The sequence below is a fragment of the Algicella marina genome, assembly GCF_009931615.1.
In the GTDB taxonomy this organism is placed as follows: Bacteria; Pseudomonadota; Alphaproteobacteria; order Rhodobacterales; family Rhodobacteraceae; genus Algicella; species Algicella marina.
Window position 1 is genome coordinate 437,418 of the sequence record NZ_CP046620.1, and the last position, 15,207, is coordinate 452,624.

General features: G+C 60.2%; 5 protein-coding genes. 3 read left to right on the forward strand and 2 right to left on the reverse strand.

Annotated features, from left to right (window positions below):
* Positions 1-124 precede the first annotated feature (124 nt).
* The gene (locus GO499_RS02280; RefSeq protein ID WP_161860664.1) at positions 125-4,927 is read right to left on the reverse strand and encodes a calcium-binding protein; all 4,803 of its coding nucleotides are present in this window, start codon (positions 4,925-4,927) and stop codon (positions 125-127) included.
* A 533-nt stretch (positions 4,928-5,460) separates the two neighbouring features.
* Between GO499_RS02280 and GO499_RS02285 the strand changes: the two genes are divergently transcribed.
* Positions 5,461-5,916, forward strand: coding sequence for a serine O-acetyltransferase (locus tag GO499_RS02285; protein ID WP_284154866.1), 456 nt, complete (start codon positions 5,461-5,463; stop codon positions 5,914-5,916).
* On the opposite strand, the gene GO499_RS02290 is transcribed toward GO499_RS02285, so the two are convergent.
* A complete protein-coding gene (locus GO499_RS02290) occupies positions 5,905-7,197 on the reverse strand; it encodes a glycosyltransferase family 4 protein (protein ID WP_284154867.1) in 1,293 nt (430 codons plus the stop codon). The two genes, GO499_RS02285 and GO499_RS02290, sit on opposite strands and share 12 nt — an antisense overlap.
* 436 nt (positions 7,198-7,633) lie before the next feature.
* On the opposite strand from GO499_RS02290, the gene GO499_RS02295 reads away from it, so the two are divergent.
* Both GO499_RS02295 and GO499_RS02300 read left to right on the forward strand, forming a co-directional pair.
* Positions 7,634-14,140 (forward strand): type I polyketide synthase, encoded by a 6,507-nt coding sequence (locus GO499_RS02295; protein WP_161860667.1) that lies wholly within the window; start codon positions 7,634-7,636, stop codon positions 14,138-14,140.
* Positions 14,141-14,145: 5 nt separating this feature from the next.
* Positions 14,146-15,174, forward strand: coding sequence for a glycosyltransferase (locus tag GO499_RS02300; protein WP_161860668.1), 1,029 nt, complete (start codon positions 14,146-14,148; stop codon positions 15,172-15,174).
* Positions 15,175-15,207: the final 33 nt, after the last annotated feature.

The following is a 15,207-nucleotide window of genomic DNA, read 5'->3' on the forward strand; positions in this document are numbered from 1 at the left end:
TGTGGGTTGAGGGTGGGTGCGGTCAAAGGTTTGTTGAGTGATTTTGTGAGAAATGTCGTCGCCACGCGATCAGGCATAAAAAAAGGCCCCGCAGAATGCGGGGCCCTGATGTCTATGTGTGCGCTCAGAAGAGGGAGTTGGCAGCGTAGGCCACGTCCGGATTCTCCTCGAACACCACGTTCTCGATATCTGTCAGGAACGTGCGGCCCGAACTGTGCGTCGCGATGACAGTGCCGTTATCCGACGTGAAGGTGTAGTCCTCATAGCTGCCGATGAGCCAGGCCGTATCGTTGCCCATACCGCCATGCAACCTGTCCTCGCCGCCGTATCCGGAAAGGACGTCATTGCCGCGCCCGCCGAGCAGGATATCTTCCTCCGCCGTGCCACCGATGGCATCATTACCGTCGGTGCCGTTGATGAAGACGCCCTGATCGAAGGTATCGGCCGAACGGTCTTCCCACCATGCTGCAACATTGTTGTTGAAGTCGTTGAGCACGTCCCAGCGCGGGTTGTCGTCTTCCAGATAGCGCAGCGCGCCCCAGGAGCCGTACTGGCTGGGATCGGAGACATCGACGAAGGCGTTGAAGAGGCCGCCGCCTGCCGCCTGCCAGCCTTCGAGAAGGATCTCGTAAAGCTCGGCCATCTCCGGCGTGTAGTTGAAGTGGTTGAAGAACGCGGCGAGTTCTGCGTTGTTGACGTTGCCGCCGACACCGACGACATGAGTCCCACCCTCGTACATCACCATTTCCAGACCGGCCGCCGTCGCTGCGGCGGACTGGTAGGCATAGGTCTCGCCGATGAGTTCGGCCAGAGACCCGGTGCGCAGATCTTCGGCCGCGATCGCGGATGCCTGATCATACTGATGCTCTTCGATGTAGCGGGTGCGGGCTGAACCTGTCAGACCCTGCGCATTGGCATCGGCGATCGCCGCGTTGCGGCTATCCTCGATCCATCCAAGCACTTCGCCCGCCCGGCTGTTGCCGAGTTCGATGCCGAAATAGCCGGTGACGGCATATGCATCGAAGTATGTGTAGGGCGCATCGTTGCCTGTCTCCCGAACCCAGAGTTCGGAGTTGAACATGTACTGTTCGAGCCCGGGCCAACCTGTGTGCGTGCCGATCACGTTGATGACGCGATCATCTGCCTGGTTGCCGAAGACATCGTCCCAGATGATGGCCATTTCTGCGGCGCGTGCGCCATAGAACTGCATCCATCCGCCGTCGTTGGCCGCGTTGCCCCAACGGGCAGTTGCCTGCTCCGCCGCCCAGTGGGCTTGTTCGAACCCGTAGTTCCAGACCTCGTTGGAGTATTCCACGTAAGCCCGGAGCTCCGGATCGAGGTTGTCGCGCACGTACTCCGCGAACTCGCGCATGTACTCGTCGTTCGCCTGATGAGGCATGTTGAACCACGGGTCCGCACCGATCTGGTTGGCCAACTGCACCATTATCTCCACCGGCACACCGCCGTCGAAGTATGTGTAGTTGTCCGGTGTCGGGCGGTCCGACCAGTCCACCTGTGGGCTGTTGTTGGTCTGCATCCAGTCCATGAAACGAACGGAGCGCAAATCCTCGATCAGGTCGATCCAGTCGGGGTTGAAGATCGCCCCGGCCTCGTGCGCCTCGATGTTGTCCTCGTGGACCAGCTCGATGTCGCGGATGTAGTTGCCGTTGTTGTTCGGATCGGTGCTGGAGATCGAAATCACCGTTCCCGAACCGCCCGGCTCGAAATCGAACCAGATTTCGCCGTTGGACCGCGTGATGTTGCTGATCCGGCCGCCGATGACTTCCACGTCACCCTCGCCTTCCCATGTCAGGCGATAACGCCCGGCAAGGCTGGCAGATTCTTCCGGAAGGTCAGCCATCACGACGGCCTGGATCGAGCTCACGCCCGCCGGGATATCGGTCGGCCAGCCATTTTCGTCCAGGAAGCCGTTCTCTTCCAGCCGGTCGTGGCCGTAGCCACCCCACTGGTCGCCGACATGGCCGATCCAGGGACGCGCGAACTTCATCACATCGATGAACGGAGCCTGTGAGGACCAGTCCGCGATACCTTCGAGCCCCATGCCAAGCGACGGGTTGCTCTCGCCAAAGGTATCTTGCTCCGGCGCAGGCTGCCCATTGTCGTTCGGAAGGATCACGGGATCACCGCCGCCACCACCGCCTTCACCGTCTGTGGGCTCTTCGTCGACGCCGAGTTCCAGGTTGGCGCCAGAAAGGTTGCCGACACCCGTCAGGTTGATCGAGAAATCGGAGTTTCCGTCGCCATCAACATCACCAAGCAGCTGACCGTTGGCGAACCTCAGCTCGCCGGCCGTGCCGGTGAAGTCCAACCCGCCGATGAAACCGAAAGCCTGGTTGCCGGCGACACTCGTGTTAGCGTCGATGCCGCTGAGATCGATGATATCAGTGCCGCGGGTGAAATCGGTGATCGTGTCGATCCCGCCGGCGAAATTGGACTGTCCGACGGAGGTGTAAACGAACGTGTCAGCACCTTCGCCGCCTGTCAGGATATCCGCACCGGTGCCGCCGTTGAGCACGTCAACGCCTGCGCCGCCATGAATGGTGTCGTCACCCGCGCCGCCGAACAGCGTATCGCTGCCGTTGTCGCCGTTGATCGTGTCATTGCCACCACCGCCGTTGATACGGTCGTTGCCGGCACCGCCGCTGATGGTGTCTTCACCGTGGAAATCGCCCTGCGCCGTGTCGGTGTAGACGTCATTGCCTGCCCCGAGGTCGACGGTATCACGTCCGTTACCGCCCGAGACCGTGTCGTTGCCGGTACCGCCGAAGATGGTGTCGGCACCACCGCCGCCGTCGATGGAGTCATCGCCAGCGCCGCCGTGCAGGACATCGTTGCCGGCACCACCGGTGATGTCGTCGTTGCCTACGCCGCCGCGGACCTCGTCATCGCCATCGCCGCCGTGCAGGCTATCCTGTCCGCCGCCGCCATTGATGATGTCGTTTCCGGCACCGCCATAAACGGTGTCAGCGCCGCTGGCACCTTGCTCCGCGCTGTCCTGGAAGATGTCGTTGCCGTCGCCCAGGTCCACCACATCGGCACCGAGACCACCGAATACGTGGTCATCGCCACCACCTGCATTGATGATATCCGCACCCTGGGCACCATTGATGAAATCATCGCCCCAGCCGCCGTTCAGCGTGTCGGCACCTTCGCCACCGGAGATATGGTCGTTTTCGAGACCGCCATTGATGGTGTCGGCACCGCTTCCGCCGAAGAGGCGATCATTGCCACCGCCGCCGAGGATCGTATCGTTGCCCGCACCGCCGCTGACAGTGTCCGAGCCCTGAAAGCCCGCCTGATCGTTGTCGACGAAGCGGTCGTCCCCGCCACCAAGGCGCACACGGTCGCGGCCGTTGCCGCCCTCGACGGTGTCGTTTCCGGAGCCGGCATTGATGAAGTCGTGACCATTGCCGCCAAAGATTGTGTCGGCACCCTCTCGGCCGTGCAGGGAATCGTCGCCCGCACCGCCACGGATCTGGTCATTGCCAGAGCCGCCGAAGATGCGATCGTTGCCGCCTTCTCCGTAGAAGCGGTCATCGCCGCCGCCGCCGTGGATCGCATCGTCGCCATCACCGCCATAAACGGTATCCACAGCATTTTCACCGGTCTGGCCGTTGTCGGTGAACCGGTCGTGGCCCGCGCCAAGATACACCGTATCCCGTCCGTTGCCACCGCGGACGCGGTCATCGCCATTGCCTGCGTAGATCGTGTCGCGTCCTGCGCCGGCATTGATCGTGTCGTTACCGCCGCCGCCGTTCAGGATGTCGTTGCCGTAGTTGCCGTTGATCCAGTCGTCGCCGCTATTGCCTTCGACAACATCGTTGCCGCGGCCGCCGGAGAGGAAATCGCTTCCGTCTCCGCCGTGGATGTTGTCCGCGCCCTGGTCTCCCCAGACGGAGTCATTGCCCGCACCGGCATCGATCGTGTCGTTCCCGTCGCCGGCTTGGATGGTGTCGTTGCCGCCAAGTCCGGAAATCGCATCCATTCCGTCGGTGCCGACAATGTTGTTGTTGCGGTCATCGCCGTCCACGACGTTGACTTCTGGTTCGACGTCCACACCGCCGCCGCTGGAATCCCCATCGGATCCGCCTTCGACCTCGGCCGGATCGATACCCGTGAAGTCTGCAAGCTCCGTCAGGATATCGGAGTAGGCAGCGCGCACGGACGGCAGAATATTGTTGGGGATCTGGAAGTCTGCCGGGGGCAACTCATCATACATGAAGGCATATGTTGCGAGGCTGGCCAGGAAATACAGAGTTTCCGTTCCGTGCGGGGCATTGTCTTCGTAGAGATCGGCAGCCGACACATCACTGAGGACAGTCGTGAACAGATGCGCCATCGCAGGACCGACCGGCATCAGGTTCATGGTCACGCCGGGGCGCGCTGCCTGAAGCGCTGCGTAATATTCGTCGTACCACTCCATATAAGTGGTCATCGTCAGTTGGTTATAGGTATCGAACTGCGCATCGCTCGGCGGGAAGTTCGGGAAGACGCCCGCCATGTCCGGCCAGCCGACATAGATGTCGACCACGGCGTTCGGTTCACGGGCGTGCACCATATCCACCAGTTCCAGCGTTGCTGAAATGGGAGTGTGCGAATTGCCATAGTACTGTTCGTCCGGCCCCTGATACTGGATGTAGTTGGCCGTCGTGATCATCACGTTGGTGTAGTCGCTGTTGGCAAAGGAAGAATTCCAGGAGCCTTCTACACCGTCACCGAACCACCAGTTCGGTATAGGATTCGTTCCGAGGTGTGAGAGAAGGTTTCCGAATTGGCCGTCGACGCTGTAGGAATGGCCTGCGGTGTCCGCAAGTGCGTCGAGCCAGTATGGCACGGTTGTCTGATGGCTGCCGGAAACATGGTTGATTAGGCTGTTTCCGAAAATGAAGTTTCTGATCTCTGTCAAGGCGGGGGCTCCTCGTGGCAGTTCGAATGATCCCGGGGGTACGGGGGACCAATGTTCAGGTCAGGGATTTACCGGAAAGACGCAACCGGACGGCGACGCCTTGTAATCACAATCGGGCAGCCAGGCGAGCAACCAAAAGGCAAACCTTTTACATGCCAACCGCCTTCCAACGTTTACGAACTGAAAACTCGGGCGACAATCCGAGCACAACCATCTACATAATCCCTCATCAACTAAGCAAAGGTTAACCGCAAAGAGACAGCGCCTACCCCTATAGTCAATATACTAAACCCTGAGGCTTGTTTTAGGCAGATTTATGCTGGTATTTGCTCAAAATGTGCAGTTTTGCCACAATTTCCGGGGGGTTCCGCAATCTTGCCGCATTCTGAAGAGCAAAAAACAACCACATCGAACAAGTCGTTTTGTCTATGCGGTATTAGTTTTTTCTTAATACATCCCAGAGTTGCGAGGTGTCTTTGATGGAGAATCACTTAGCAATATCTGCAGATAAACCGGATTGGACTCGCGAGCGAGTGGAACGCTTCTGGGATCCGGGCCGCAAGCTGCTGCGATCCCTCAGAAAGTATCAGGCATGGCGCGCCTCCTCCAACCCGGTCGCGCCGTTGATGCGGCGCTACTGGGTGCTGATCCACTGGTTCTGGTCTCTGGTGACGCAGTCGGAAATACATCTCAACACCCGCATCGAGGGTGGCCTGAGGTTGACGCATCCGACAGGCATCATCCTGCACCCCGACTCGGTCATCGGACCAAACTGTCTCATATTCCATCAGGTAACCTTCGCCGGGCCGGTAACGATCGGTGGTCATGTGGATATTGGCGCCGGGGCCAAGATCATCGGGCCGCTGACCATCGGCGATCATGCCCGTGTCGGGGCCAATGCCGTCGTTACCTCGGACGTTCCGGCCGGCGCCACCGTGGTCGGCATTCCCGCCCGCGTGATCAGCAAAGAGGTAGTCTCAGAAGGGTGAAGGTCTGTCGTCGCGCCGCCCGAGTACCCAGTCATAGACTTCGGCAACTTGCCCCGCCTTGGCCGACCAGGTGAAATGTGTCGCGATCCGCGCGCGTCCGGCCTCCCCCATGGCGACGAGATCGTGCCTGCCCTCGACAATTTCCCGCAATGTCGCTTCGAAACCGGCGATGATCTCCGCGCGCCCGCCCAGCGGCACTTTCAGTCCCGTCTCGCCTGCGGACACCAATTCACCCGGGCCGGCATAATCAACGACAACCGGAACCAGTCCCAGCGCCATCGCTTCCAGCACCACACCTCCGCCGAATTCGCGGATGGAGGGGAAGGACAGGATGTGGCAGCCGGCGGCGACGTCCTGCACTGTCTCATGCGCCAGCCAGCCGTGGAAACGCACGGCATCCTGAGTGCCCTGCTTCTCAACCTGTGCCTTCAGCGCCGGCAACAGCGGTCCATCGCCGATCATGTCGATCTCCAGCAGGCCTTCAGCCAGCAGGGGGCGCGCTGCCTCCAGCAGCATGTCCGGTCCCTTGTAGGGCACCATCCGCCCGATGAAACACGCCCTCAGCCTGCCGCCATCGTATGACGCCCGGCAGGAGAAGCGCGCCGGTTCGATTGCGTTCTCGGGAATGTAGACGCAGCGGTTCTGATGCTGATCCGGGATCTCGCTGCCGGTATGCCGGGAACCGACGATGATCGCCGCTGCCGAAAGGGTGGCACTGCGCCCCGGAAGCATCTTGTATGCGCTTCTGAGATAGGAGAGCCATTCTCGCTCCCGTCTTCGCTCCGCGTCGAAGGCTTTTGGCCACGGTACTCCGCCATTGAGCGGGCCGATAACGAAAGGTACCCCTGCCTGCCTGCATTTTTTGGCAATCGGGCTCTGTATCGTCGGGCTCAACGGTGTCACCCGGTGGACGATGTCAAATTTCCCTGCCCGGATATCTGCTCCGAATTTCTTCCAGATGAGGTGTTCGAAATACGGATAGCTGAGAGCGCTGACGGCCTGCAGCATTGTCCAGCCCTTGCCCTTGCCCATCTTCAGAAGGTCGCCAAGCTTCCACATCGGGCGTGCCAGGGCCTCGGAATCCACGGCCGTGAAATCGATGCCCTCCACCAGGCCTGCGCGCAATATGGCTTCACGGTTTCGTATCTGGGTTACGATGTGCACATCCGCAACTTCCCGCAGCGCAGTCGCCAGCGACCACCCCACCAGAGGCACGCTTACCCATTCGGGGTTGGCGGCTTCCGCGATAACCAGAACTCTCGGCTTTTGAACTTCAGACACTATGACCCGCGCACTCCCCGCCATGGGGCGGCTAATCTGTTCGCCCGGACGGGCGCGTACAGTTAAGACAATTTTTGTGCCATGACAAAGGTGTATGCTGCAGCATTCCCGATACTTGCCTGAAAAATTGGCATTGCGGTGCAACATTCAAATCTGCAATTCTCCATCTGGTTTTCGGGAATGCGCTTCGACCGGGGCTAGGTTACAAAAGTTACAATTTCTGCGTGAAAAACGGGCGATAGTTGCGCTGAGCTGCCACAATGTAACCAAGTTCACGGGTTTGCATATCGACTGTGGTAATTGTCATCCGCGCTGGCCTGAGAATCGCCTACGGGATGGAATTGGGGGCGGCTGGTTGCAGTTGCGAAATCGGGGTGGTGTGGTGTTCGCGGCGGATCGTCGGCGCGGGCGCAATTTTTGAGTAAGGGGCATTTTGATGACTGAACCAGTCGGTGGGAACACTGGTTTTGACACGGATATCGCAATTGTCGGCATGTCTGCACATCTGCCCGGTGCGCGTGACATAAACGAATACTGGACGAATCTTCGGGACGGTGTCGAATCTATCCGCCGTCTGTCGGAGGAAGAATTGCAGGCTGCAGGCGAGAATCCGAGTAGGATGCGCCACAAGAACTACGTCCCCTCGGCCTCCATCCTCGATGATTTCGAACAGTTCGACGCAGATTTCTTCGGCTTCAGCCCCAAGGAATCGGCGATTATGGATCCCCAGCACCGCCAGTTCCTCGAAGTGGCATGGGAAGCGCTGGAGAATGCGGGCCACCCGCCCGAGAACTTCCCCGGCCTCATCGGTGTGTACGCCGGTTGCGGCATGGGCAGCTATTTCTACTTCAACATCTGCTCGAACCCCGATCTCGTGGACAGCGTGGGCATGTTCCTGCTGCGCCACACCGGCAACGACAAGGATTTCCTCTCCACCCGCGTCTCCCACATCTTCAACCTGCAAGGCCCCTCGATCAACGTGCAGACGGCCTGCTCCACCTCGCTTGTCGCCACGCATTACGCCTGCCAGGCGCTGCTGAACGGCGAATGCGACATGGCGCTGGCCGGCGGCGTGACCATCGAGTTGCCGCACAAGCGCGGCTACATCTTCGAAGAAGGCGAGATCCTTTCGCCCGACGGCCATTGCCACGCCTTCGACCACCGCGCGCAGGGCACCGTGTTCGGCAGCGGGGCAGGGGCCGTGGTGCTGCGCCGCCTGTCGGATGCCATCGCCGATGGCGATCATATCTGGGGCGTGATCAAGGGCACCGCCGTGAACAACGACGGGTCCGACAAGGCGGGCTACCTCGCCCCGTCGGTCGAGGGGCAGGCCCGCGCGATTGCCGAGGCCCACGCCATCGCGGGCATCACCGCCGACACGATCGACTACGTGGAATGCCACGGCACCGGCACCTATCTCGGCGATCCCATCGAGGTCGCCGCCCTCACCTCCGCCTTTCAGGAGACGACGGACGAGACGGGCTTCTGCCGCATCGGCTCGGTAAAAACCAATATCGGCCATCTCGACACAGCGGCGGGTGTCGCTTCGCTCATCAAGGCGACGCTGGCGCTGAAGCACCGTCAGCTTCCGCCGAGCCTCGGCTTCGAGGCCCCGAACCCCGCCATCGACTTCGAGAACTCGCCCTTCAGCGTGAACGCGGCGCTTCGCGATTTCACGTCGCACAAGGGCCCCCGCCGCGCCGCCGTGAATTCGCTCGGCGTCGGCGGCACCAACGCCCATGCGGTTATCGAGGAAGCGCCTGAACGCGCGGCTTCGGAGGAATCCGACTGGCCGTTCCAGATCCTCACCGTCTCCGGCCGCTCCCGCGCCGCGCTCGACGCCAACACCAAGACGCTGGCCGCACACCTTCGCGCCCACCCCGAGCAGCCACTCGCCGATGTGGCTTACACACTGAAGGAAGGCCGCCGCGCCTTCGAAAAACGCCGTGTCGTGGTGGTCGAAGACCACGAGGAAGCCGCCGACCTGCTGGAGGAAGCCGACCCCCGCCGCGTTTTCACGCATTCCTTCGTTGCCGATGATCCGGAAGTCGTATTCATGTTCCCCGGCGGCGGTGCGCAGTTCGCCGGCATGGCCCGCGACCTGTATGAAACCGAACCCGTGTTTCAGGAATGGATGGACAAGGGCCTCGACATTCTCCAGCCCAAGCTCGACTACGACATTCGCGCGCTCTGGCTGCCGGAGGCAGGCGAGGTCGAAGCCGCCGACGAGAAGCTGAAGAAGCCCTCCGTCCAGCTTCCGTTGATCATGATCACCGAATACGCGCTGGCACAGCTCTGGATGTCGTGGAACGTCGCGCCCGCCGCATTCGTCGGCCATTCGATGGGCGAGAACACGGCCGCCTGCCTCGCCGGCGTGATGTCCTTCGAGGATTGTATCGGTCTCGTACATCTGCGCGGAACCCTGATGGACAGCGTTCCGAAAGGGGGCATGCTCAGCCTGCCGCTGCCGCTGGCCGATGTGAAACCTCTGCTTGGTGATGATCTCGACATAGCCAGCGTCAACGCGCCGGAACTGACTGTTGTTTCCGGCCCGCAGGCCGCACTGGACAAGTTGCAGGCGGAGATGGAGGCCAAGGAGGTGGAGTGCCAGCGCGTTCCCATCGACATCGCCGCACACTCTCGCATGTTGGAGCCAATTCTCCAGCCGTTCCGCGATTATCTCAACTCCATCAATCTTAATCCGCTGCAAATTCCCATTGCATCGAATTACACCGGGGCATTGCTTACAGACGGGGAGGCGACGGACCCGGAATACTGGGTTTCGCACCTTCGCAACACTGTCCGCTTCGCGGATTGCATCACCACCTTGGCGCAGGAGCCGGAGCGCATCTATCTCGAGGTCGGGCCGGGCAAGGCTTTGAGTTCGCTTGCGCAGGCACATGGAGCAATTCCGGCGAACCAGGTGATGAGCAGCCTGCGTCACCCGAAACAGGTTATCGCCGACGATGCTTATTTCCTTTCCGTCGTCGGTCGGCTCTGGGCCGTTGGCGTCAATGTCGACTGGGAGCCGATTTGGGGAGATGCGAAGCGACAGCGCGTTCCGCTGCCGACTTATGCCTTTCAGCGCGCGCCCTATTTCATCGAACCCGGCAAGGGCGCTGTCGAGGCTGGCTCGACCTTGCTGACGCGGAACGAAGACATCGCCGACTGGGGGTACCAGCCGACGTGGCGGCCGCGCCTGGCCGATTGTGATATCGACGTTGAATTCGCCCTCGACACTGCCGAAAAACACACTTGGCTCGTCTTCTCCGATGATGCAGGTGTTGCGACGCGCAGCGTCAAGCGCCTGCGCTCCGTGGGCCATACCGTCATCGAAGTTTTTACCGGAGACGCCTTCACCCGCAGCGGTGATCACCAGTATTTCCTGGCTCCGGAGCGCGGTCGCGAGGGCTACGAGCAACTGATGCAGGACCTGGTTCAGCGCGGCATGGTGCCGAACCGGATCGCCCATTTCTGGCTCGTTACCGCCAAGGAGTCGTTCCGCCCCGGTTCCTCTTTTTTCCATCGTAATGTCGAGCAGGGATTTTACAGCCTGCTGTTTCTGGCGCAGGCGATCAGCGACGAGAACCTGCCAACACCGCTCCACATCTCCATCTTTACATCCGGTGCAGCGCAGGTGCGCGATGAAGCACTTCCGTACCCGGAAAAGGCGACGATCATGGGGCCTGCGAAGGTGATCCCGCGCGAACTGCCGAAAGTGACGTGCTCGGTACTCGACATCACGATGCCGTCGATGGATGCCGACCGCGGTCTTTCATTCCGGTCGGCAAAGGGGCCATCCGAACGGTCGAAGCAGTTGGAGACGATGACCGACCGGGTGCTGGAGGAGATGCTCGCCAGTCCCGGAAATACCGTGGCGGCACTGCGCGGAACAAAGAGGTTCGGCCAGGACTTCCGAGCAATAAGCCTTACCGAAACCATACCGAACCCATACCAAACCCATACGACATTTCTGCTCACCGGTGGCTTCGGCGGCATTGGTCTGACCATAGCCGAGCATCTTGTCCGAAAGGCCAAGGCACGCATCGTCCTGTTGTCGCGGACGGGACTGCCGGAGCGCGGGGCATGGGACGAGCACCTCAAGGGCCACGGTCCCTTTGACGCCATTTCCAAGCGGATCCGGGCGGTGCAGCGGCTGGAGGCTCTGGGCGGTGAGGTGATGGTTGCCGAAGCCGATGTCTGCAATGTCTCCGAGATGAAGCGGGCGATTGCGTCGGTCGAGGAAAAGTTCGGCAAGATCAATGGCTTGATTCATGCTGCCGGTGTGGTCAACGATGGTCCACTTCTGGCCAAGTCACCCGACACAATCGAGGATGTCTTTACTCCGAAAATTCACGGAACGCAGGTTCTGGACAACCTTTTCCCTGATGGGTCACTCGACCTGATGGTTCTGTTCTCCTCCACCTCAACGATCATAGCGCCCGCCGGACAAGTGGATTACGTCGCCGCAAACGAGTATCTCAACGCCTTCGCCAAATCCCGGCGCAACGGCAAGACGAAGGTCGTGGCGATCAACTGGGGCATCTGGAACGAGGTTGGCATGGCCGCAGCCATGCAGGCCGAGCGCAGGGGGGAAATCCCGGATGCCCCCGCCGTACCAATCGAGGCGCCGCTACTCGACACGGCTACTTTCGATTCCGAGGGAAATCGTGTCTTCGAAGCGAGTTATTCTACAGCCGATCGCTGGATTTTCGATGGCCACCGCACAAAGGGCGGCGATGCTCTGATGCCTGGAACAGGGTATATCGAACTGGCGGCCGAGGCACTGCAAGCCCACGGCGAGAAAGCACAATTCGAGATTCGCGATCTTTTGTTCCTGCGGCCTCTACAGGTCGTCGACGGCGTCGAGACAGAAGTGCGCGTGCGGCTGAAGCGAAATGAAGCCGGATACGCTTTCGAAGTGCGCAGCGCCTGCACTGTTCAAGGCAAGAAAGGGTTTCAACTCCACGCCCAGGCGACGATTGCGATCCTGCCGCAGAAAACACCTGATCCGCTGGACATTGCCTCTATCAGGGCAGCGGCTACGGTTCGTTCCGTCCCCGACGACCCCTCCGGCATCCGCTCCCCGCAGGAGGAACATCTGAATTTCGGTGCACGTTGGCGGGTGCTGCGCGAGATGGACTTAGGGGCAAATGACGGCGTCGCCCGACTGCGTCTGCCCGATGCCTTCTCGGATGATCTGAAGGCTGGCTATCGCGCTCATCCGGCGCTGCTCGATCTGGCCACAGGTTGGGCGATGGACCTCATCGAGGGTTATGAAGCGCGTCACCTTTGGGTGCCCGTTTCCTACGAAAGCGTGAGGTTCTTCAAGCCGTTGCCGCAGGAAATCTACAGCCACGTGCGCAGTGCCAGCGAGAACCGTCATGACCATCCGTTTGCGGCTTTCGATGTGACGCTTACCGATGGGCAGGGCGAAGTGTGCCTTGAGATCAGGAACTTCTCCATCCACCGTCTGGAAACTGCGACCAGTTTCACCAAGGCACCACCGCTCAGCGTCGGCGAAGTCGAATTTGAGCGCAACAGTGACGAGGCCGCACCGCTATCGGCTTCCGAAGAACGCTTTCAGGCGATGCTGGAGCAGGGTATCCGCCCGGAAGAGGGGGCCGACGCGTTCGCGCGCGCAATTTCTACCGGATTGTCGCAGGTCATAGTCACCTCGATGGATCTCGATGCTCTGGTCGCCCAGGCCGCGGAAGGCGGGCAAGCAGAGGAGGGTGATGGTCAGAAATTCGAGCGCCCGCAACTCGACAGTGAATACGTCGAGCCAAGCAACGATATCGAACGAACGCTAGTCGGGTTCTGGGAGGACTTGCTGGGTGTCAGCAATGTCGGCGTAGAAGACAGTTTTTTCGATCTCGGTGGCCATTCGCTGATAGCTGTTCGGCTGTTTGCCATGGTGAAGAAAGCGTTCCGAGTGGAATTTCCGATCTCTATCCTGTTCGAGGCGCCGACCATTTCCAAATGCGCGGCATTGATAATGGAGAGGACCGGACTCACCGGACAAACCGATGGTGGAGAGACGAAGGCGCAGCCAACGACGCCGACACGGCGTTTCACCCATATCGTGCCGATGCATTCAGGCGAGGGTGGACCCAAGACGCCGTTCTTCCTTGTGGCGGGTATGTTCGGGAATGTCCTGAATTTGCGGCACCTGGCACACCTGCTTGGATCCGACCGGCCATTTTACGGGCTTCAAGCGCGCGGGCTCTACGGTAATGAAGAGCCACACACGTCTCTAGTTGACGCCGCCCGGGACTACATTGCCGAGATGCAAGAAGTGCAGCCGCATGGGCCATACATGTTGGGTGGGTTCTCCGGTGGGGGCATTACGGCGTATGAAATTGCACACCAACTCGAAGCCGCTGGCGAAACAGTTTCGCTTGTCGTTATGCTGGATACTCCGCTACCAGTTCGTACGCCCCTGTCAGCAGTAGACCGGGTGATGATCCAGTTGCAGGAAATCCGGCGGAAAGGCCTTACCTACCCCTATACCTGGGCGCGCAACCGCATTCGCTGGGAACTGGCAAAGCGCCGCGCCAACGATCCGGGAGAGCATTCCACTCCGGAACACCAGTTCCACAATGCCGACATTGAGGCCGCTTTCATGACTTCTGTCACATCCTATCCGCTCAAGGGTTGGGATGGTCCGCTGAAACTGTTCCGGCCGCCGTTGGTCGGGCACTGGGATGTTTCAGGAGGAAAGATGGTGGATAGCCAGCGTGCCTATGTCCTGCATGACAACGGCTGGACGGACTGGGTGCCGACGGTCGAAGTGTTCGAGGTGCCGGGCGACCATGACTCGATGGTTTTGGAACCCAACGTCCGTGTCTTGGCATCCGGTATCAAAGAATGCATCCAGCAGGCTGAAGCGAAACATCTTTCAGAGGCAGCATCGCTGCCGAATGCCACCGCGGCGGAGTAAAAGACATGAACGAGAAGTTGCCCGGCGGCCCGACCGTCCTGACCGTTATTCTGAACTGGCGTACTCCGGAGATGAGCATAGACTCCGCTGCCAGTGCGGTGCGCGAAATGGAGGGCATCGCCGGTGAGATTATCATCGTGGACAATGATAGTCAGGACGGCTCCGAGGAGAAGATGCGAGCCGAGGTCGAAGCGTGTGGGTGGGCGGCGAACAACAGAGTTCGCGTGCTGCAATCCGGTCTGAACGGTGGCTTCCCTTACGGCACAAACTTTGGCATGAGGGCAGGGCTTTCGGATGGGTCGCGCCCTGACTATTGCTACGCACTGAACTCGGATGCCTTTGCCGACGAGGGCTCCATCCGGGTGTTGCTCCAGTATCTGGAGGAACACCCTGAGACCGGCTTTGCCGGCAGTTATATTCACGGCGAGGATGGCGAGCCGCACCAGACATCTTTTCGGTTCCCGACCCCGCTCAGTGAGTTCGAGGGTGCGGTACAATTCGGACCGGTTTCCCGCCTGCTGAAGAACAAAGCCATGGTGTTGCCAGTGTTGACGGAGACCTGCCGGGTGGACTGGCTAGCCGGTGCCAGCCTGATGATGCGGGACAGGATTCTTCAGGAAATAGGTATGTTCGATGAGACTTTTTTCCTCTACTTCGACGACCCGGACCTGTGCGGCCGAGCGTTGAAGGCCGGATGGCCGACAATGTACGTGCACGAAAGCAAGGTTACGCACCTTGGATCGGTCTCTACTGGAATGAAGGAGTGGAAACGGGTGCCGACGTATTGGCTCGACTCGCGGCTGCACTACTTCGTCAAAAATCACGGCTGGGGCACCTTGGCGCTCGCGACTTTTCTGCAAGTAGTGGGTGGCGGCCTTGCAAACTTGCGGTCAGCGCTGAACGGCAAGAAACGCAATGCGCCGGAGCGGTTTATCCGCGATCTTGTGAGCCATGATCTGAAAATTGCCTTCGGACGGATGACAAAGGGGCAATCGGCGATGCCGGTGCCGAAGGCGCAGCAAGTGAATGCCTGATATTCGAATCACACTGCCGTTTACGAGGATCTG